15 protein-coding genes are annotated in these 20,741 nt (G+C 73.0%); 5 read left to right on the forward strand and 10 right to left on the reverse strand.

What is annotated here, in order from left to right; translation table 11 throughout:
* Together ABD329_RS26070 and ABD329_RS26075 are read left to right on the forward strand one after the other, a co-directional pair.
* Positions 1-1,443: PucR family transcriptional regulator (locus tag ABD329_RS26070; RefSeq protein WP_344316978.1), on the forward strand; the 1,443-nt coding region annotated here is incomplete at its 5' end.
* 217 nt (positions 1,444-1,660) lie between these two features.
* On the forward strand, positions 1,661-2,542 hold the full coding sequence (locus ABD329_RS26075; RefSeq protein WP_198281199.1) for a hypothetical protein: 882 nt from the start codon (positions 1,661-1,663) through the stop codon (positions 2,540-2,542).
* Positions 2,543-3,512: 970 nt separating this feature from the next.
* Here the strand turns inward: ABD329_RS26075 and ABD329_RS26080 are convergent.
* Positions 3,513-4,205, reverse strand: a complete 693-nt coding sequence (locus ABD329_RS26080) for a GntR family transcriptional regulator (protein ID WP_198278759.1) — start codon at positions 4,203-4,205, stop codon at positions 3,513-3,515.
* Between the two features lie 347 nt (positions 4,206-4,552).
* Here ABD329_RS26080 and ABD329_RS26085 point away from each other — a divergent pair, with 347 nt between their 5' ends.
* A complete protein-coding gene (locus ABD329_RS26085; protein ID WP_198278760.1) occupies positions 4,553-5,713 on the forward strand; it encodes a DUF2637 domain-containing protein in 1,161 nt (386 codons plus the stop codon).
* Positions 5,714-5,831: 118 nt separating this feature from the next.
* Here the strand turns inward: ABD329_RS26085 and ABD329_RS26090 are convergent, their stop codons facing one another.
* Complete coding sequence (locus ABD329_RS26090) at positions 5,832-6,248, reverse strand: ATP-binding protein (protein WP_198278761.1); 417 nt, start codon at positions 6,246-6,248, stop codon at positions 5,832-5,834.
* Between the two features lie 265 nt (positions 6,249-6,513).
* On the opposite strand from ABD329_RS26090, the gene ABD329_RS26095 reads away from it, so the two are divergent.
* Positions 6,514-9,711 carry an alpha-mannosidase gene (locus ABD329_RS26095; RefSeq protein WP_198278762.1) on the forward strand — a complete coding sequence of 1,066 codons (3,198 nt, stop codon included), beginning with the start codon at positions 6,514-6,516 and terminating at the stop codon, positions 9,709-9,711.
* Positions 9,712-9,732: 21 nt separating this feature from the next.
* On the opposite strand, the gene ABD329_RS26100 is transcribed toward ABD329_RS26095, so the two are convergent.
* The 4 genes from ABD329_RS26100 to ABD329_RS26115 form a co-directional block, all read right to left on the reverse strand.
* A complete protein-coding gene (locus tag ABD329_RS26100; protein WP_198278763.1) occupies positions 9,733-10,617 on the reverse strand; it encodes a glycosyltransferase family 2 protein in 885 nt (294 codons plus the stop codon).
* 545 nt (positions 10,618-11,162) lie between these two features.
* Positions 11,163-11,573 carry a glycine-rich domain-containing protein gene (locus ABD329_RS26105; protein WP_306420146.1) on the reverse strand — a complete coding sequence of 137 codons (411 nt, stop codon included), beginning with the start codon at positions 11,571-11,573 and terminating at the stop codon, positions 11,163-11,165.
* A gap of 373 nt (positions 11,574-11,946) precedes the next feature.
* Entirely contained in the window at positions 11,947-12,252 is a 306-nt protein-coding gene (locus ABD329_RS26110) for a hypothetical protein (protein WP_198278765.1), read from the reverse strand.
* Positions 12,249-12,698, reverse strand: coding sequence for a hypothetical protein (locus tag ABD329_RS26115; RefSeq protein ID WP_198278766.1), 450 nt, complete (start codon positions 12,696-12,698; stop codon positions 12,249-12,251). Before ABD329_RS26115 ends, ABD329_RS26110 begins: the two co-directional genes overlap by 4 nt.
* 171 nt (positions 12,699-12,869) lie before the next feature.
* Between ABD329_RS26115 and ABD329_RS26120 the strand changes: the two genes are divergently transcribed.
* A complete protein-coding gene (locus ABD329_RS26120) occupies positions 12,870-13,547 on the forward strand; it encodes a hypothetical protein (protein ID WP_344316996.1) in 678 nt (225 codons plus the stop codon).
* Positions 13,548-13,630: 83 nt separating this feature from the next.
* Here the strand turns inward: ABD329_RS26120 and ABD329_RS26125 are convergent, their stop codons facing one another.
* From ABD329_RS26125 to rsgA, 4 genes are all read right to left on the reverse strand, one after another.
* Entirely contained in the window at positions 13,631-15,373 is a 1,743-nt protein-coding gene (locus tag ABD329_RS26125) for a pyruvate dehydrogenase (RefSeq protein ID WP_198278767.1), read from the reverse strand.
* Positions 15,374-15,482: 109 nt separating this feature from the next.
* Positions 15,483-16,508, reverse strand: a complete 1,026-nt coding sequence (locus ABD329_RS26130; protein ID WP_198278768.1) for a protein phosphatase 2C domain-containing protein — start codon at positions 16,506-16,508, stop codon at positions 15,483-15,485.
* Between the two features lie 1,391 nt (positions 16,509-17,899).
* On the reverse strand, positions 17,900-19,351 hold the full coding sequence (locus ABD329_RS26135; RefSeq protein ID WP_198281993.1) for a dihydrolipoyl dehydrogenase family protein: 1,452 nt from the start codon (positions 19,349-19,351) through the stop codon (positions 17,900-17,902).
* A 247-nt stretch (positions 19,352-19,598) separates the two neighbouring features.
* Positions 19,599-20,729 (reverse strand): ribosome small subunit-dependent GTPase A, encoded by a 1,131-nt coding sequence (gene rsgA / locus ABD329_RS26140; RefSeq protein WP_344316981.1) that lies wholly within the window; start codon positions 20,727-20,729, stop codon positions 19,599-19,601.
* Positions 20,730-20,741: the final 12 nt, after the last annotated feature.

A 20,741-nucleotide genomic window follows, 5' to 3' on the forward strand; every position in this document is an offset into this window, starting at 1 on the left:
CCCTCCCCCCCCGCCCGCGGGACCGCGGCCCCGCCCGCCGCCGGGGCGGCCGCGGAGCCGCCCGCGGCGGTCCGCGCCCAGCTGGCGGGCGAGCAGCTGGCCGCCCGGCGCGACGGGCGGCGCGGCCCGCACCGGCTGACCGCCGCCGACGGCATGACGTACTCCCTCTTCCCCATCCGCAGCGGTGACCCCGGCGACGATGTGCGCGAGACCGTGCTGTCCGACTGGGTGCTGGCGGTCGGCGCGGACGCCGACGAATGGCCCGAGGAGCGGCTGGATCTGCTCTACGGGGTCACCCAGCTGATCGCGGTCGAGCGCGACCGGCGGAACGCCTCCCGCACGGTGCGGCGCAGGCTCGCCCAGGAGGTGCTGGAGCTGGTCCAGTCGGGCGCGCCGCCCGCCGAGATCGCGGCCCGGCTGCGGGTGGCCGCCCCGGTGCTGCTGCCGGGTCTCGGCACCGCGCCGCACTGGCAGGTGGTGGTGGCCCGGGTGGAGTGGGGCGTCACGGCGGAGCGGGGGTACGGCGCGGACGGCGCGACGCGGCTGGGCGGCGCGGGCAAGGGCGCGGACGGCGAAACGCGGGGCGGCGGGGACGCCGGGGCGCAGCTGGGTAGCGCGCGGAAGGGCGCACGTGCGGGTACCGCGCGAGACGGCGCCACCTGGGACGGCAGCGCGCGGGACCGGGACGGACGGGACCGGGACGGACGGGACCGGGGCGCGCGGGAGGGCTCCTCGCCGGACGGCAGGGACGTCCCCGGTGGCATCCCCGGCGGCCCGGTCGCCCAGTCGCTGCTCGAGGAAATCCTGGTCGACCCGTACGCGACCGGTCCTGAGCCCTCGGACCGGATCGCCGTGGCGCACACCGGTGACGAGGCGGTGGCGCTCGTACCGCTCCCGGCGCTCGGCGACGGCCCGTCGGAGGGCGGCACGGACCACCCGCGGACGGAGGGGGTGCAGGCCGACGCGCTGCTCGCCGCCGTCCGGGAGCCGCTCTCCCGGGGCCTGGACGGCGACGGGCGGCTGACCCTCGGCGTCAGCGCCGCCGTGCACTCGGCCGACGGGCTGCGCGGCGCTCTGGAGGAGGCCCGGCACGCCAGGCGCGTGGCCGCCGCGCGCCCCGGGCGGGTGTGCGCGGCCGGACATCAGGAGCTGGCCTCGCACGTACTGCTGCTCCCGTTCGTCCCGGACGATGTGCGGCGCGCCTTCACCGCCCGGCTGCTGGATCCGCTGCGCGAGTACGACCGGCGCCACCGGGCCGAGCTGATCCCGACCCTGGAGGCGTTCCTGGACTGCGACGGCTCCTGGACGCGCTGTGCCGCCCGGCTCCATCTGCACGTCAACACGTTGCGCTACCGGATCGGCCGGATCGAGCAGCTGACCGGGCGCGAGCTGTCGCGCCTGGAGGACAAGTTGGACTTCTTCCTCGCGCTGCGCATGAACTGACGCGGCGCGGAGGCGATGGCGGACGCACCCGTGGGAGCGCCTGCGGAGGCGCCTGCGGTGGCGGCTGCGGCAGCGTCTGTGGAGGCGGCTGCGGAAGCGGCTGCGGCAGCGTCTGCGGAAGCGCCCGGAGCGCACCTCCGTGCCCCACCGCGACATCACCCTCGCCAGGGGTTTGTGAATTCATTCACACCAACCTCTTGGCCGGGCCCGCGCATTCATGCTGAGATTCGCCCACAGCTTCCGGCTCGATGGCGCGCTTGGGGAGGGCAATGTGGCGGACACCGCCATGTCACCACCTGGATCGTCAGGTTCCCATTCCGAGGTAAGAACGGGGCGCGGGCTCGACCCGCTCGTGGACGACCCACTCGACACGGCGGTATGGCGGCTGCGCTCACGCGGCTGCTGGAAGGACGCCGCCGAGCTGCTCACCCCGCGAGCGGCGGACGACGCCGCGGCCGCGCTCAAGCGCAGTGTCGTCCTGATCGAACGGTGCATGTACACCTCCACCGGCTGGGACGCGGCCGAGGACGCCCTGCGGGCGGCCGAGGCGCTCGCGCTCACCGACACCGAGCGCGGCGCGACCGCGTGCGAGCGGGGCTATCTGGCGTACGCGTCGACGCTGCTCGGGGTGCGGGACCGGGCCGACGAGGCGCGGACCGCGCTCGGCCGCGCCGCCGCGCTGCTCTCGCCCGGCTCCCCGATCCGGCCGGTGCTGGACTTCCGGCGCGGGCTGATCTCCCAGCACCTGGCCCACAACCCGACCGGCGCCCTGGCCGCCTTCCAGCGCGCCCACGCGGGCGCGGCGGCGCACGGCGACACCCTGCTGCGCTCGTTCACCTGGCGCCATCTGGCCGCCATGGCGGAGGCGGACGGCGACCTGCCCGACGCACGGCACGGCTTCGCGGAGTCACTGCGGATCCGTGAGGAGCTGGGCTACCTGGTCGGCATCGCCCCCGCGTTGGCCGCCCTGGCCGACGTGGAACCCGACCCCGACGAGGCCACCCGCCTCCGCACCGAGGCCGGCCGCCTGGTCCGCCTCCTGGGCGGCGTCCCCGTCTGGCTCGCGGAACAACTCTCCACCGAGGAGCCCGCAGACTGACCGGCCACGGCACGCCCCGGGAGAAGCACGGCCCGCCCCGGGGCGAACCCGGCCGGGAGTGCGGACGTACCGATATGCGGCCCCCGCCGCGTGGCCGGGGCACGGCCCCGGACCGGGGGCACCTCCGCATGGCCGGGACACCACCGCGTGGCCGGGAAACCGCCACATGCCCGGGGCACAGCCGCGTGGCTGGGGGCACCGCCACATGGCCGGGACACCGCCCCGGTCCGGGGGCACCGCCACATGGCTGGGGCTCCGCCGCATGCCCGGGACACCGCCGCATGCCCGTGACACCACCGCATGCCCGTGACACCGCCACATGCCCGGGACACCGCCGCGTGGCCGGCACTCCGCCGCATGCCCGGGACACCACCGCATGCCCGGGACACCACCGCATGCCCGGGACACCGCCACATGCCCGGGACACCGCCGCGTGGCCGGCACTCCGCCGCATGGCTGGGGCTCCGCCGCGTGGCCGGGACACCACCGCATGCCCGGGACACCACCGCATGCCCGGGACACCACCGCGTGGCCGGGACACCACCGCGTGGCCGGCACTCCGCCGCATGCCCGGGGCTCCGCCGCATGTGGCCGGGGCTCCGCCGCATGCCCGGGACACCACCGCATGTGGCCGGGGCTCCGCCCCGAACCCGGGGTCCAGGGCGGAGCCCCGCCTTCCAGCCCCGGAGCCTCGCCTTCCAGCCCCTCCAGGGGGCACCTCCCAGCGGTAGCTGGGGGAGATTGAGGAGCGGGGCCCGGGGCGGAGCCCCGCCTTCCAGCCCCTCCGGCGCTTGAGGAGCGGGGTCTGGGGCGGAGCCCCAGTTTCGGGAAGGGGCGGGGAGGGGAACAGCCCGCCGCAGGCGCCAAGACCCGTCGGACGCCCCCTACCAGCCCCCGGACCCCAGCCGGCCCCGGACCCCAGCCCCAGACCCAGACCTCAGCCCTAGACCTCAGACCTCAGACCCAGCCCTCAGACCGTGGGAGCGAAGTGGGCCCTGGTGAGCGATTCGACCGTGTCGAGGTCGCGGGCGGCCAGGGCGTCGAGGAGGGCCATATGCTCCTCCGCATCGGCGACGAGGTCGGCAGTGCGGGTGGCACGGCCGCAGGCCAGCGGCCACTGCGCGCGGCGGTGCAGATCGTCGGCCACGATCACGAGCTGCTGGTTTCCGGCCAAGCCGAGCACCGTCTGGTGGAAGGTGCGGTCCGACTCCAGATAGGCGGCCCGGTCGCCCCTTACGGCGGCCGCCGCCGTCGCCTCGGCGAAGGGCCGCAGCCCGGCCCAGCGCTCGGGCGCGACCGCCTCCGCCAGGCTGAGCATCACCGGAACCTCCAGCAGCGCCCGCACCTCCGCGAGCTCGGCCAGCTCGCGCTCGCTGCGGCGGGCGACCCGGAAGCCCCGGTTGGGCACCACCTCGACGGCGCCCTCGCCCGCGAGCTGCTGCATGGCCTCCCGTACGGGGGTGGGAGAGACGCCGAAGCGCTCGGCGAGCACCGGCGCGGAGTACACCTCGCCCGGGGTCAGCTCACCGCCGGCCAGCGCGTCCCGCAGGGCGTCCAGGATCTGGCCGCGCACCGAGTGCCGGCGCGGGGACCTGCGGGGTGCGGGCGCGCCGCAGGAGGGCATCAGCGGCTCCATCGCCGCCCGTGCTTCGGACTGCTCCACTCCGATCCTCCTGACATCCCATCGAAACGATATGCGGAGGCCGCCCCCGGGCAAAGCCCGTAAACATCATTTAAGGTCGCAGTAACGTTGCGCCACGTACACGGACCGCAGACCGACCGGCAAGCCGGTCGGTCGGATTACCCGCGATCGGGTTCCGTGAATAGAATCAAGCCGCTTGCACAGCGCGAGTGTTCGGATCGCATCGCACCTATCCGCGTGTCCCCCCCGCCTACTTGGCGGCCTCTTGTCCCAAAACCGCTCGAGGCCCGGCAGGATTCCGCCAGGATGTCGCGCGCGGTAGGCCGTTCTGCGGCCAGAACTTCATGAAGCCAATCAAGGGGCACCGGATGAGACTGACCGACATATCGCTGGTTCTGCCAGTCGTCGTGGCGCTCGCCGGCGTCGTGGGGGCGGCGGTTGTCCTCGCGCGCGGCCGACGGAAGAAGGACGAGAGCGTCATCACCGACTCCTGGGAGCGCAGCGAGGAGCGTCGGCGCCGTAAGGAGGCCATCTACGGGATGGCCGCCTACATTCTGCTGTTCTGCTGCGCCGGGGTGGCCGCCGCGCTCTCCTTCCAGGGCCTGGTGGGCTTCGGGCGGGAGAACCTGGCGCTGACCAACGGCTGGGAGTACCTGGTGCCGTTCGGGCTCGACGGCGCGGCGATGTTCTGCTCGGTGCTGGCGGTGCGGGAGGCCAGCCACGGTGACGCCGCACTCGGCTCGCGCATGCTGGTGTGGCTGTTCGCGGGCGCCGCGGCCTGGTTCAACTGGGTGCACGCGCCGCGCGGCATGGGCCACGCGGGCGCCCCGCAGTTCTTCGCGGGCATGTCGCTCTCGGCGGCGGTCCTGTTCGACCGGGCCCTGAAGCAGACCCGCCGGGCCGCGCTGCGCGAGCAGGGCCTGGTGCCGCGGCCACTGCCGCAGATCCGCGTCGTGCGCTGGCTGCGCGCTCCGCGCGAGACCTTCGCCGCCTGGTCGCTGATGCTGCTCGAGGGCGTGCGGACGCTGGACGAGGCGGTCGAGGAGGTCCGTGAGGACCGGCGCGAGAAGGAGCAGAACCGCGCCCGCCGCCGCGACCAGGAGAAGCTGGACCGGGCCCGGATCCGGGCGATCAACCGGCAGCACCGGATGTGGGGCCGCCGCGGCGGCCGTCAGGTGGAGGTCACCGCCGCCACCCCGCCGCCCGCGCAGCTCAGTTCGGAGCCCGCCATAGGCGAGAAGGTGCTGGAGACCGCCGGGGCCCCCGAGCAGGGTCAGCTGGCCGCCGCCTCCGCCCGGCCCGCCCTGCGCTCCGCGGGCGGCGCCGAGTCCGCGACCGGCGACCTGGGCCACGACCGGGACAAGGACCGCGACCGGGATTTCAGCTTCGGCTTCGGTGAGAAGGACAAGGGCGCCGAGGCCGACCGTCCCCACACCATCGACCTCACTGCCGAGGACGACACCCTCACCATCCCGCGGCTGGACTCCCTCGAGGAGAAGCTGGCGCAGATCGAGCGCGCCTTCGGCTGAGCGGGGCTGAGGCGGCGGCCAGGGCGGGGGTACGGATCCCCGCCCGCCGCCCGGCGGCTCCGTACCGCGCGACGCGCCGGCGCGCACGACGTCCGCGCCACGCATCGACGGGACGCGGCTACGGAACGCCCTCGGCTTCGAGTTCGAACCACAGGACCTTGCCCACCCCGTGCGCCCGCACGCCCCAGGCGTCCGCGAGCGTATGCACCAGCAGCAGTCCGCGCCCGGACGTGCTGTCCTCGGCGGGCCGGTCGCGCAGCGTCGGGTGCCGGGACACGAAGTCCCGCACCTCCACCCGTAATCGCCCGGTGACGCGCGCGCCCGGCCCGTCCCCCAATGAGGCCGTGACCTGCGCACCGCGGTCGGTGTGCACCAGCGCGTTGGTCACCAGCTCGCTGGTGAGCAGCTCGGCGAGATCGGTCCGGCCGGGCCCTCCCCAGTGCCGCAGCAGCTCCCGCAGCTCCGCGCGGACCCGCGCCACCGCCGCGAGATCGTCGGGTGCCAATCGCTTGGTCAGGAACAGGCCACGCTCCACCGGAACACCCTCCGGAACGGCCTCGGCAGCCTCCGGCCGCGCATCCGGCCGCGCATCCGGCCGACCCTGTCCACGCCCCCGGCCCGGCCGTACAGGCTGACGCTTCATCCTCCCCCGCCCCGGCCGCCCCATGACGGCGGCCAGCGTCGAATGTCGTCGAACACGCTCACGGAAATGCATGCCCGGGTGTTGCCTCCCACACACCGAGGGAAATGCTGGGAGTGATCCGCTGAGTGATCCCCCGAGCTCGAGCCGAGGAGCCGTGATGCACGACGACCGACCACTGGTGGAGGGGCGCCTGGACCGCGCGCTGCGCCAGTTCATCAGGCCCGCCCAGTACACGGCCCGGGTGCCGCTCACCCTCTCCGCGTGGCGCACCCCCGGTGAGCCGGTGCCGGTCGCGGAGGCGCTGACCGGCACCTACGAGCCGTTCACCACCGGCACGGACTGGGGCAGTCCGTGGTCCACCTGGTGGTTCCGGCTGGAGGGCGCGGTGCCCGAGGGCTGGGCGGGGCGGCGGGTGGAGGCCGTGATCGACCCGGGCTTCACCGACGACGCCCCGGGGTTCCAGGCCGAGGGGCTGGTGTACGACGCGGAGGGGGTGCCGATCAAGGGCATCCATCCGCGCAACCGCCACATCCCCGTAGCGGCCCCCGCCGCCGGTGGCGAGCCCGTACGGCTGCTGCTGGAGGCCGCCGCCAACCCGTCCGTGCTGCGCGACGGCTTCGTTCCCACCCGGCTCGGCGATGTGCTGACCGCCGGGGACGAGCCGCTGTACCGTTTCGCCTCGGCCGAGCTGGCCGTCCTCGACGAGACCGTCTGGCATCTGGTCCTGGACATCGAGGTGCTCTCGGAGCTGATGCACGAGCTGCCGGAGGACCGGCCGCGCCGCCATGAGATCCTGCGCGCCCTGGAGAACGCGCTGGACGCGCTCGACCTGCACGACGTCCCCGGCACCGCGGCCGCCGCCCGCGCCGAGCTGACCGACGCGCTCGGCCGTCCCGCGCACTCCAGCGCGCACCGGGTCTCGGCGGCCGGGCACGCCCATATCGACTCGGCGTGGCTGTGGCCGCTGCGCGAGACGGTGCGCAAGGCGTCCCGTACCTTCGCCAATGTCACCGCGCTCGCGGGCGAGTACCCGGAGCTGGTCTTCGCCTGCTCACAGGCGCAGCAGTACGCCTGGGTCAAGGAGCACCAGCCGCATATCTGGGAGCGGATCAAGAAGGCGGTGGCGGACGGCAACTGGGCGCCGGTGGGCTCGATGTGGGTCGAGTCGGACGCCAATATGCCCGGTGGTGAGGCGCTGGCCCGGCAGATCGTGCACGGCAAGCGGTTCTTCCTGGAGGAGCTGGGGGTGGACACCGAGGAGATCTGGCTGCCGGACTCCTTCGGCTACACGGCCGCCTTCCCGCAGCTCGCCAAGTTGGCGGGGGTGAGGTGGTTCCTCACCCAGAAGCTGTCGTGGAACCAGGCCAACAAGATGCCGCACCACACCTTCTGGTGGGAGGGCATCGACGGCACCCGGGTCTTCACCCACTTCCCGCCGGTGGACACCTACAACGCCCGGTTCAGCGCCGCCGAACTCGCCCACGCCGAGAAGAACTTCGCCGACAAGGGGCTGGCCACGCGCTCGCTGGTGCCCTTCGGCTACGGCGACGGCGGGGGCGGCCCCACCCGCGAGATGCTGGAGAAGGCGCGGCGGCTGGCCTCCCTGGAGGGCTCGCCGACCGTCGAGATCCAGCCACCTTCGGCGTTCTTCACCGAGGCCGAGCGGGAGTACGGGGCCAAGGCGCCGGTGTGGTCGGGCGAGCTGTATCTGGAGCTGCACCGGGCCACGTACACCACCCAGGCCAAGACCAAGCAGGGCAACCGGCGCGGTGAGCATCTGCTGCGCGAGGCCGAGCTGTGGGCCACGGCCGCGGCGCTCCACGCGCCCGGCTACGCCTATCCGTACGACGAGCTGGACCGGATCTGGAAGACGGTGCTGCTGCACCAGTTCCACGACATCCTGCCCGGCTCGTCGATCGCCTGGGTGCACCGCGAGGCGCGGGACACCTACGAGATGGTGTTCGCCGAGCTGGAGGAGATCATCGCGGGTGCGGTGGCCGCGCTGGGCGGCGGCGGGCCCGCCGTGCTCAACGCCTCGCCGTACGAGCGCGAGGAGATCGCCGTCCTGGACGCGCGGACGGCGGCCGCCCTGCCCGCCGGGGCCCCGGTCCAGCCGCTGGACGAGGGCCGTACGGCGGTCGCGGTGCGGGTCGCCGGGCTGGGCGCGGCACCCCTGGGGACCGCCCCGCAGGCGCCCGCCGCCGCCAGCGGCGCACCCCATGGGGCACCGCCGGTGACCGCCCTGAGCGACGGCCAGTCCATCGTCCTCGACAACGACCGGCTGCGGGTGACCATCGACGCCGAGGGGCTGCTCACCTCGGTGCTGGACCTGGACGCGAGCCGTGAGGTGCTGGCCCCCGGCGCCCGCGGCAACCTCCTCCAGCTCCACCCCGACCACCCCAACCACTGGGACGCCTGGGACATCGACCGGCACTACCTCCGCAGCCACACCGATCTGACCGACGCCGAGTCCGTGGAGCTGATCGAGTCCGGTCCGCTGCGCGCCACGGTCCGGGTCATACGGTCCTTCGGCGCCTCCCGCATCACCCAGGAGCTGACGCTGGCCGCGGGCAACCGCCGCCTCGACATCGCCACCGAGGTGGACTGGCAGGAGTCGGAGAAGGTCCTCAAGGCGGCGTTCCCGCTGGACATCCACGCCAAGGTGTCCACGGCGGAGATCCAGTTCGGCCATGTGGACCGCGCCACCCACACCAACACCAGCTGGGACGCGGCCCGGTTCGAGATCTGCGCCCACCGCTGGCTGCGGGTCGCCGAGCCCGGGTACGGGGCGGCGGTGCTCAACGACTCCACGTACGGCCACGATGTGACCCGTACGGCGCACAACGGGGGCGGGGGCACGGACACGGGTGCGGACGGGGACACGGGCGAGGGCGAGGTGCTGGGCACCACCGTGCGGCTCACCCTGCTGCGCGCCCCGCACAGTCCCGACCCCGAGACCGACCTGGGCGTCCACCGCTTCCGCTACGCCCTGCTGCCGGGCGCGGGCGTCGCCGAGGCGGTCGCCGAGGGGCTCGCCCTCAACCTGCCGCTGCGCACCCTCCCCGCCGGACCGGCCGAGCGGGCGCCGCTGGTGTCCGTGGACAACCCCGCGATCACGGTCGAGTCGGTCAAGCTCGCGGAGGACCGCAGCGGCGATGTGGTGGTGCGGCTGTACGAGTCGCAGGGCGGCCGGGCGGCGGGCACGCTGGTCACCGGCTTCCCGGTGCTCGGGGCGGAGGTGACGGACCTGCTGGAGCGTCCGCTGCACGAGGCGGCCACGGGCCCGGGCGGGCTGACCCTGGCACTGCGTCCGCACCAGATCCTGACGCTGCGGCTGCGGCCGGTGAGCGGCTGACCGGCGCATACGGTCTGACGGCTATACGACGGGCGGTCGTCCGCAACGAGTCAGCTGGACGACCGTCCGCCAACTCATCGGCGCCCGGGTGCCGTGCCCTCCGCGCAGCCCTTCGCGTAGCCCGCTCAGAGAAGCGCGGAGGGCCGCGCGGTCGCGGAACCGCCACAGGGTCAGGGCGAGCCAGGTGGCGAGGTTGAAGGGGATGAGAACCCGGGGGAGGTTACGCCGGGCGAGCCAGACACGGTTGCGGGCGTTGAGCCGGTAGAAGGTGACATGGCGGGCCGGGTTGGTCGCCGGGTGGTGGACGGTGACGGCGGGCAGGTACCGGCCGGTGTAGCCGCGGTCCCACAGTCGCCAGGCCAGATCGATGCCCTCGTGGAAGAGGAAGAAGTGGCCGGGCCATCCCCCGACGGCCTGAAAGGCGGAGCGGCGGATCAGAACGACGCCTTCGGCCATGACGGTCACGGTGCCGGGCCGAGTGGGGTCGGAGGCCTTCAGCCGGGGCACCCAGCGGCGCTGGGTGACGCCGCTGTTGGGGTCGATGATGCGGGGCTGTACATAAGCGAGCCGGGCGTCGTCGTCGAACTCGGTGGCGAGCCGGGCCAGGGCGTCGGCGGCTGGGAGGACGGCGTCGTTGTCGAAGAAGAACAGGTAGTCGCGGTCGTCGGTGACAGCGGCGGCACCAACGTTGCGGCCCTCGGGGATTCCGACGTTCTCCGGCAGTTCGATGGTGCGCACCCCAGCGGGGACCTGGGCAGGGCAGCAGCCGTTGCCGACGACCACCACGTCGAGATCGACGCCCTGCTGAGCCAGCAGGGAGGCCATGGCCCGAGGGAACTCCTCGGGCCGGTCGTTCATGGTCAGCACCACCGCGCCGACCTTGGGGCGCGGGGCGCCAGCCGTCACAGAAGGGTCCTCACTACGTACGGGTCACCTCGTGTTCGCCTGACAGTCACCAGGGCGTCACTGTCAGCTCATGCAGCCTACTGGGCGCCGATCGCCTGCGGCAGCGCGTTGGCCATCGAGCCGTAGGTGAAGGAGCCAATCATCCGGCGGCAGCCGTACTGGACGAAGGTGCGTATCTCGATGCCATGAGGAAGCCCCGCCCGGCGCCACAGAGAAGCGGGCGGACGGGGCCATTGACGGGTGCTGGCTGACCTACGAAACGACGCCCGTTCCACTGCACCTGCTACACGGGACGGCATACATCGCGCCATCCTCACCGACAAGCACGGTCGCCGAGAATCGGCGCCGAGATCGATGAGGCGGTCCCCACCGGCGTCTGCGTCCGGCCCAGCAGCCACAGGCATCGTCCGGGAGTGCCGACGGCGCCTGGAACCGACTCGCGAACCGGACTACGTCGACCGCACGAGGATTCACCCATTGCGACAAAACGACCACCTCCTGTAGCCGAGAGTACGTGCCGCGCGTCGGGCTGTCAGCGCGTCAACTCAGTTCGGGCCCGTGTTGCTACAGTCGCCGGTGCATGTGCCCTCACCTCCGGGCTCACTGTGCTCACATCCGGCCGCGACCAGGATGCTCCGGTCGGTCGGCGCCAGCCACAGCGCGTCATCCACGGTGAACCCCGCCTGGGCGATCATCTCCTGGGTGCGCGTCAGCTCGCCCGCGTCATGGCGGGACGGGTTCGGCGGCTCCGGCATGTGATGCACGAAATGGCCCAACCCCTCGCACAGCTCGCTGTAGACGCGGGTGTGAAGGATGAGGGCGTGCCAGCCCTCGTCGACCACCCGGGACGGGCGAAGCCGGGCGTCCGGGAAGGCGGCGCAGGTCGCGGTGAACTTGACGGCCTCGTCGACGATCCGCTCGGCCATACCCGGCTCCATGCCGGGGTTGTTGTCCAAGACAGTCCGGATCACTCTGGCCCGCTTGGGTCGTTCCAGTAACGCAGTAACGTTGCTCATACGCGTGCCTCTTCTCTGTGAGTGGTGCGCTGCCCTCGTCCCGGTCACTGGCCACCAACCATCCGACCGGGGCGAGGTTGTGTGCGGCCCTGCCCCTCATCCCGTCGCACGTCACCGGGACTCGGAGCAGGGACCACGATCCGAAAGGAGCCGACCAGGGCACTTCCGGACCGCTTCCTACCTGCCAGGCGTTCCAGCACCCAACCGGCAGGGGCTCTCTGCCGGAGCCTCCGAGATGTACTCCCATGATTTCGGAGACCCTCACCGCTCCTCGTCCCCTCTGCCGCTGGGTCAGGGGAAGACGAGGAAGTCATCAGGCGGGATGCGAAGGCGGCTGCTCTTCGCTGTCGGATGGCCGGCTGTACCGTCGCAGCAGACGCTGCCGAGCCTCAGCCACCATGATCAGGTCGGAGAGTGCGAATTGAAGCAGCTTGATCACGGCATGCGCGTCTTCGAGGCTCGTCGACGAGTCCGCCAGATACCACGACGATGCCCTGATGGCCGCGCGCCCCCGGTCCTCGAACGACACCGCAGCCTCACGGGGTGCCATGGTCGCGACGCGCCTGACCACTTCTCGCCGGGACAGGTAGTCGACGCCCCGACCAGGGAACCAGCTCATGCCGTCGCCCCGTCATGCCGGACCAGCGTCGCACCCGGGCCGATCTGCTTCCCACTAGCGCGAAGCCGACGCATAGCCACATCTCGCGAATTCCCAGGGGCTTGCTCATCACTGACGGCTACGCACACGCCCCCAACCTCGCTGACCGTCTGCCGCAGTGTGTTACGCGCTGCCTCGTCGAACGCGATCCGGTGCCAGTCGGCGACGAGACAGATGATTCGCCGATCCCGGCCCTCGTGCTCCATTGCGGCGACCATGCCCGTCCAGAACGTCCGTCGCAGGGCTACAGCGTTGGACCCGCGGTCTACCCACTGCCCCGAGACCGTCCACCCCAATTCGCGGGCGAACTGACGACAGGTGAGGATCCGATCACCCGCTGAATCCTCTGCCGTGACCTCACGGTCGTAGATGAATGCGAGGATCGGCTTCGTTGCGTCGCTGTCCATGCACATACTGTCGCCGCCTTGACAGGACGTTTGAACCTCTCGGGACGGGACAGCCAGGACAGCTTCACGCTATGGTCCCAAGTGTCCCAAACGTCTGGGGGAGGCATCTTGAACGAAGCCCTTCGAAATGCTATGGCGCAGGCGGAGGTAAGTACTAGCCGCCTCGCTCGTATGGTGGGAGTGTCCACCAAGACAGCGGAACGATGGTTGAAGGACCCCAGTCGGGCTCCACATCCCGACACGAGGATCGCCGTCGCTAAGGCGTTAGGAGCAGATGAGGGCATGCTGTGGCCAAGGGCAGCCAGATCGGTTGTCAAGACGGGGGCGAGCCGCGAAATCATCCAAGCCTATCCATACCGCAATGCCTGCCCCACGACCGTGTGGGGGCAGTTGATCGACGCCGCGACACACTGCATCACCTTTGCTGGATACACCAACTACTTTGTCTGGCAGGAGCAATCACGTCTCGTCGACCGGTTGGCAGCCAAGGCGGCGGCTGGTTGTACTGTGCGCTTCCTCATCGGCGACCCGGAATCAGAGGTGACTCGGCGTCGAGAGGAGATCGAGGGCGTCCCACTCACCGTCAGCACGCGCATTCGGATCACCCTTGATGCGCTGTCGAAGCTGAAGCGCATTGACGGCGTCGACGCTCGGTTCAGTGATGATCACATCGCCCTGTCGGTGTTCAGCTTCGATTCCGAAATGCTGGTGACTCCGCACCTGTCGAGTCTGCTCGGCCATGAGTCACCGATGTTCCACCTGCATCGGATGGGCGACGATGGGCTGTACGACCGGTTCGCCGGCCACGTGTCCTCACTCTGGGAGAGCGGACGGCCCGTCTGGGAGTAGCCATCCGGAACGCAAACAGCCCCGCCGGATGATCTCGACGGGGCTGCTGTGTTACTGGTCATTTCAGCTGGCGGGCGGCCCGATCAGGGGCGCGGTACGTTTCGGAGGTTTGAGCGGGCCATCTGGAGCATCTTGCCGACGCCCCCGTCCAGCACCATCTTGCTGGCCGAGAGCGCGAAGCCGGTCACCATCTCCGCCTTGATCTTGGGCGGGATGGACAGCGCGTTGGGGTCCGTGACGATGTCCAGGAGCGCGGGCCCCCTGTGGTGCAGCGCGGCGCGCAGCGCGGACCGCAACCGCTTGGGCTTCTCCACCCGCTCGCCGTACACCCCGGCGGCGCGGGCGATCTGCGCGAAGTCCGGGTTGTGGTAGCCGGTGCCGTGCGCGGGCAGGCCCGAGACCAGCATCTCCAGCTCGACCATGCCCAGCGCGGAGTTGTTGAAGAGGATCACCTTCACCGGCAGGTCGTACTGGACGAGGGTGAGGAAGTCGCCCATCAGCATGGTGAATCCGCCGTCGCCGGACATCGAGATCACCTGGCGGCGGCGGTCCATGAACTGGGCGCCGATCGCCTGCGGCAGCGCGTTGGCCATCGAGCCGTGGGTGAAGGAGCCGATCATCCGGCGGCGGCCGTTGGGGGACAGATAGCGTGCGGCCCAGACGTTGCACATCCCGGTGTCCACGGTGAAGATCGCGTCGTCGGCGGCCTCCTCGTCCAGCACCGACGCCACGAACTCCGGGTGGATCGGGATGTGCTTGTCGACCCGGCGGGTGTACGCCTTGACCACGCCTTCCAGCGCGTCGGCGTGCTTCTTCAGCATGCGGTCGAGGAAGCGGCGGTCGGTCTTGGGGCGCACCTTCGGCGTCAGACAGCTCAGCGTCTCCCGGACGTCGCCCCAGACGGCGAGGTCCAGCTTGGAGCGGCGGCCCAGGTGTTCGGCGCGGACGTCCACCTGCACGGTCCGCACATCGGCGGGCAGGAAGGCGCCGTACGGGAAGTCGGTGCCGAGCAGGATCAGCAGATCGCATTCGTGGGTGGCCTCGTACGCCGCGCCGTAGCCGAGCAGACCGCTCATGCCGACGTCGTACGGGTTGTCGTACTGGATCCACTCCTTGCCGCGCAGGGCGTGCCCCACCGGTGCCTTCAGCAGCTCGGCGAAGGCCATCACCTCCTCGTGCGCCCCGGCACAGCCCCGGCCGCAGAAGAGCGTCACCCGCTCCGCCTCGTTGACCATACGGGCGAACCGGTCGATCTCCGCGTCACCCGGACGCACGGTGGGCCGGGACGTCACCAGGGCGTGCTCCTCGGCGCGCTCGGGCGCCGGGCGGGCGGCGATGTCGCCGGGGAGTGCCACCACGCTGACCCCGCTGCGGCCGATCGCGTGCTGGACGGCGGTCTGGAGGACGCGGGGCATCTGCTGGGGGTGGGAGATCAGCTCGCAGTAGTGGCTGCACTCCTGGAACAGCCGCTCGGGGTGGGTCTCCTGGAAGTAGCTGGTGCCGATCTCGCTGCTGGGGATGTGCGAGGCGAGCGCGATGACCGGGGCCATGGAGCGGTGGGCGTCGTAGAGCCCGTTGACCAGATGGACGTGCCCGGGGCCGCAGGAGCCCGCGCAGGCGGCGAGGGACCCGGTGAGCTGCGCCTCGGCACCGGCGGCGAAGGCCGCGGTCTCCTCGTGCCGCACCTGGATCCAGTCGATCGCGGCATTGCGGCGGACCGCGTCCACCACGGGGTTGAGGCTGTCGCCGACCACGCCGTACAGCCGCCGCACACCGGCGCGCACCAGGATGTCCACGTATTGCTCAGCCACGGTCTGCTTGGCCATCGCGCGCCCTCATCCCTTTCGTCCAGGGTCGATGGGGTGGGTGACGGTTGTGCGCCACCTCGCACCTTTCGTCCATCGACTTTCGTCCATCAACCCATGGACGGCGCGCTTACGCCTCCCAGACGGCGGCCGCCGTACGGTCGTCGGCGTAGCCCTTCACCCCGGTCTGGGCATCGGCGAGGAACGCGGCGAGACCCGGCGCCTCCCCGGTGTCCCAGCGCTCGGCCAGCCGATCGGCGAGGGCGGCCTCGCCGCGCAGGGGGTCGGACAGGCCCGCGCTGCACAGCAGAAGGGTGTCGCCCGGCCGGGCTACGGAGGCCCGGAACCGGAAGGGCCCGTGCACGGGCTCGTCGGATTCGGGTGGTGGGCCGGCGTCGGGGCCGGGGCCGGGGCCGGGCTCCTGGCCCGGCCGCTGGACGGGCGGGCGACCGCTCCCGTAACCGATGACGGGGCCGCCGACGGTGTCGCGCTCACCGCCTTCGGGTTCCAGGTCCTGCCAGACGCCGTCCCGCAGCCGGAAGAGCCCGCCGTCGCCGACGCCGAAGAACACCCGGGTACGGCAGGCCGGATGCGCCGGGAGCAGCAGGCAGCGCACCGAGGCGGTGTGGTCGGCGGGGGCGAGGCCGCGTACGGTCGCACCGGCGCGCAGCCGCCCGTAGGCACGGTCGGTGAGCCGGTGCAGCCCGGAGCTGAGGGCGCCGCGGTTGGCGGTGTGGATATCCTCCGTCAGCCGGGCCTGATTGCCGCCGACCGCCCCGGCGATCCACTCGCACAGCTCACGCGCCACCCGATGCGCCCCCGGGGCCGCGTGCTGCCCGCTCGCCACGGCCACGAGGAGCAGGGCGCTGTCCCCGGTCCCGAACCGCACGGCGAGCAGCGCGTCGCGCCGCGGCTCGCCCCGGTAGCGGGCCGCGTCCCCGCGCAGGGAGACGGCCCGCAGCGTCAGCGTGCCGTACCGGGCGCCCTCCAGCACGGTGTCGGGCACCACGTCCCGGAGATCCTCCGGATCGGTGAGGGGAAGCGTGGTCGGCTCGGCCTCGTACGTGGGCGGCTCGTTCCCGACGTACGAGGCGGCCGCGGCCCGCCAGGGCCGCGCCGGATCGGCCCGCAACGCGGCCTCCGGCGGAGGCGGCACCCCGGCCCCACGCGGCCCCGACGACGGCGAGGGCGGCCCGGACACGGTGGCCCGCCTGGGCGGGCCGCCGGGGGTGGTGGGCCCGGGCGCGCCTGTGGGGCCGGTGCGCCGGGGCTCGCTCACCGGGGTGGCGGGGCGAGGCGCACCCGCCGGGTTCGCGGATCCGGGCGGACTCCCCGGCCTCGCCGGTCCCGGCGCACTACCCCGGCTCGCGGGTCCCGGCGCGCCCGCCGGGTTCGCGGATCCGGGCCCGCCCGACCGGCCCGTGGACCCAGGCGCACCCGCCGGGCTTGCGGGTCCGGGCGCACCCGACCGGTTCGCGGATCCAGGGGAGCTTCCCCCGCTCGCGGATCCGGGCGGACTCCCCGGCCTCGCCGGTCCCAGTGCGCTGCCCCGGCTCGTGGGCCCCGGCTCGCTTCCCGGCTCGGTACGTCCGGGTGCGCTTGCCGGGCCGCTGCGTCCCGATGCGTCGCTTGGATCCGCGGGGCCGGGGGCGTCCCCGGAGCCCGCGCCGCCCCGTGCGGCACCGGCTCCCTTGCCGCCCCATGGGGCACCCGGTTCCGTACGTCCCAGTCGGGCGTCGGAGGGCGGGACCGCTCCAGATCCCGCGTCGCCGCCCCGCGAGGGCGATGGGGCACCGGGCCCCTCGGCGCGCTGCTCGGTCCCCGAGCCCGCGCCGCCCCATGGGGTACCCGGTTCCGTACGTCCCGGCTCGGCGCCGGATCCCGCACCGCCCTGGGAAGGCGGGGCCGCGCGGGGCCCCGCGTTGTCACCCTGCGCGGCGCCCGAACCCGCGTTGCCGCCCGCCGAGGGCAATGCGGCACCGGGCTCCTCGTCGGCGGGAGATCGCCACCCCTGCGGGCCACCTCCGGCGTCGGCGTCGGAGCCCGGGGCGGCACCGCCCGGCTCCCCCGTCCGCGGGCCCCAGGGGGCGCCCGCGGCCGGTCTCTGGTTACCGGCGTCCTCGTCGCCGGCGAGCGTGCGGGAGGCCGAATCGAACCGCTCGTCCACGGAGTCGGAGGCCGTCGTGGGCCCCGCGTCGGCACGACGCGGGTCGTACAACTCGCCCCACCAGTCGTCCTCATGACGGCATCGGTCGCCCTGCTGGCTCATCCCCACATTGTCCACAGGGAGGCTCCGCGGGAACACCACGCGATGACCGGCCCGAGGCCCGCCCAAGATCCCCTCAAGCGCCGCGCCTGAGCCCGAGGCGGCGCGCCGGGGACGAGCCGCTGCTCGCCCCCGGGGTCAGCCGTGCACATGGCCGGACGGCGAACCCGAGCAGTGAGCAGGGAGTGGGCAGTGGGACCCCGCGAGCCGAGGGCGGCCGGGGCGGGCCCGGGCCGGGCCCAGGGCGACCAGGCGGCCCCGGCCCAATCAACCCCGCGCCCTCACCCCCTGTACGCCTCCAGCAGCCGCAGCCAGATCTCGCTGATCGTGGGGAACGACGGCACCGCGTGCCACAGGCGGTCGACGGGGACCTCGCCCGCTACCGCCACCGTCGCCGAGTGGAGCAGTTCGCTGACCCCGGGGCCCACGAAGGTGACGCCGATCAGGTGGCCCCGGTCCAGGTCGACGACCATGCGGGCGCGGCCGCGGTAGCCGTCCGCGTAGAGGGCCGCGCCCTCGACCTGGCCCATGTCGTAGTCGACGACTCGGATGTCGCGGCCCTCGGACTCGGCCTGCTCCGCGGTCAGCCCGACCGCGGCGACCTCGGGGTCGGTGAAGACGACCTGCGGTACGGCCGCCTCGTCCGCGGTCGTCGCGTACTCGCCCCAGCGGCCCGTGTCCAGCCGCTCGATGCCCCGCGCGCGTGCCGCGATCGCCGCGCCCGCGATGCGCGCCTGGTATTTGCCCTGGTGGGTGAGGAGCGCTCGGTGGTTGACGTCGCCCGCCGCGTACAGCCAGCCGTCGGGGACGTCCGTCACGCGGCAGGTCTCGTCGACCGTCAGCCAGCCGCCCGGTTCGAGCCCGACCGTCTCCAGGCCCACGTCCGCGGTGTGCGGGGCGCGCCCGGTGGCGAAGAGCACCTCGTCCGCCTCGAGCTGTTCCCCGCTCTCCAGGGTCACCGTGACCGGTCCCTCCACCCCGCCCGGCCGGGCGAGCCCCTTCACCGACGTACCGGTGCGGATCTCCGCCCCGGCCTCCCGCAGCGTCTCGGCGACCAGCTCGCCCGCGAACGGCTCGATCCGGTTCAGCAGGCCGGAGCCGCGTACCAGTACGGTGACGCGCGAGCCGAGGCCGCACCAGGCCGTGGCCATCTCGGCGGCCACCACACCTCCGCCCACGATGATCAGCCGGTCCGGCACCGCGCCGGCGCTGGTGGCCTCCCGGCTGGTCCAGGGCCGGGCCTCGGCGATCCCGGGCATGTCGGGCAGCGCGGCCCGGGTGCCGGTGCAGACGGCCACGGCGTGGCGGGCGGTGAGGGCCCGCTCCCCGCCGCCGGACCCGTCCGGTGGTGTCACCGCGACCCGCCGCGGCCCGACCAGCCGCCCATGGCCGCGCACCAGGTCGATCCCGGCCGACTCCAGCCAGGTGAGCGCACCGTCGTCCTTCCAGTTGCCAACCTGCTTGTCGCGGTGGGCGAAGACATCGGCCGCCGCCAGCGACCCCCCGACCGCCTCCCGCAGCCCCGGCACCTGGCGCGCCTCGGCCCGCGCGAGCACCGGGCGCAGCAGCGCCTTACTGGGGACGCAGGCCCAGTACGAACACTCACCGCCGACCAGCTCACGCTCCACGATCGCCGTGGAGAGCCCGGCGGCGCGGGTCCGGTCGGCCAGATTCTCACCGACCGGGCCCGCGCCCAGCACGATGACGTCGTACTCGTCCGTGGCCTGATTCATCGCAACCCGCTCTCTCGCTCGTCTCACCGTCGCACCGTCGCAGGGCCTCCGGGGGCCCGCAGGGTCATCGTGGCGTCGAGTTACCGCGCACAGCCACCCCAATCGGCGTTTCGGCCGGGCGCTCCAGCTGTGGACGGTGTGCGCGGCACGCCGCGTTTCCGGGACGGGACCGGGACCGGACCAGGACCGGGACCGGGACCGGACAGGCTCGCCCCGCCCCGGCCCGGCCCCGGGCACACCGCCACCGCTACCGCTTCGGCCCCCGCTTGCGTTCCATCATGTGACGGCCGAGCGCCTGCCGCTGCTTCCAGTCCCGCCGCAGCTCGGCGCGGAGCCGCGCGTCCGTACGGGCCGCGAGCCGCTCGTTCTCGCGGAGCAGCTTGCGGTAGCTCTCCAGCCGCCGCTCCGGCAGCGAACCGTCGTCGATCGCGGCGAGCACCGCGCACCCCGGCTCGACCTCGTGGGCGCAGTCGGGGAAGCGGCACCGCTCGGCGAGCTCCTCGATCTCGGCGAACGCCTGTGCGACACCACCCTCGGCGTCCCACAGCCCCACCCCGCGCAGCCCCGGGGTGTCGATCAGCACCCCGCCCGAGGGCAGGGGCAGCAGATCGCGGGTGGTCGTGGTGTGCCGCCCCTTGCCGTCGCTGTCGCGGATCGCCCGCACGTCCTGGACGGCCTCGCCCACCAGCGCGTTCGCCAGCGTGGACTTGCCCGCACCGGACTGGCCGAGCAGCACGGCGGTGCCGGAGGCGAGCACGGCGCCGAGCTCGTCCACCCCCTCCCCCGTCGCGGAGCTGACCGGCAGCACCCGTACGCCGGGCGCCGCCGTCTCGGTGTCGGACACCAGATGGGCGAGGGTGTCCGGGTCGGGCACCAGATCGGCCTTGGTGAGGACGAGCAGTGGCTGGGCGCCGCTCTCCCAGGCCAGCGCGGTGAACCGCTCCACCCGCCCCAGGTCCAGCTCGGCGGCGAGGGAGACGGCGATGACGGCGTGGTCGGCGTTGGCGGCAAGCACCTGGCCGTCCGACCGCTTGGAGGACGTGGACCGTACGAGGGCGGTACGGCGCGGCAGCAGCGTACGGACATAACGCGGATCGCCCTCGGCGTCCACGGCGGTCCAGTCGCCGGTGCACACGATCCGCATCGGATCGCGCGGTGTCACCAGCTCGGTGTCGGCCCGTGCCAGGCCGCTCGGCGTGACCAGATCGCACTGGCCACGGTCCACCCGGATCACCCGGCCGGGCACCAGTCCCCGCGCGGCGTACGGGGCGAACGTCTCCGCCCAGCCGTCGTCCCAGCCATAGGCGGCGAGGGAGTACGGAGAGGTGGAGCCAGAGGAGTCGGAAGAGCCGGAAGAGCCGGAAGAAGTGTTGAACACGGAGGAAACCCT

Source organism: Streptomyces javensis, assembly GCF_039525925.1.
Lineage (GTDB): Bacteria > Actinomycetota > Actinomycetes > Streptomycetales > Streptomycetaceae > Streptomyces > Streptomyces asiaticus.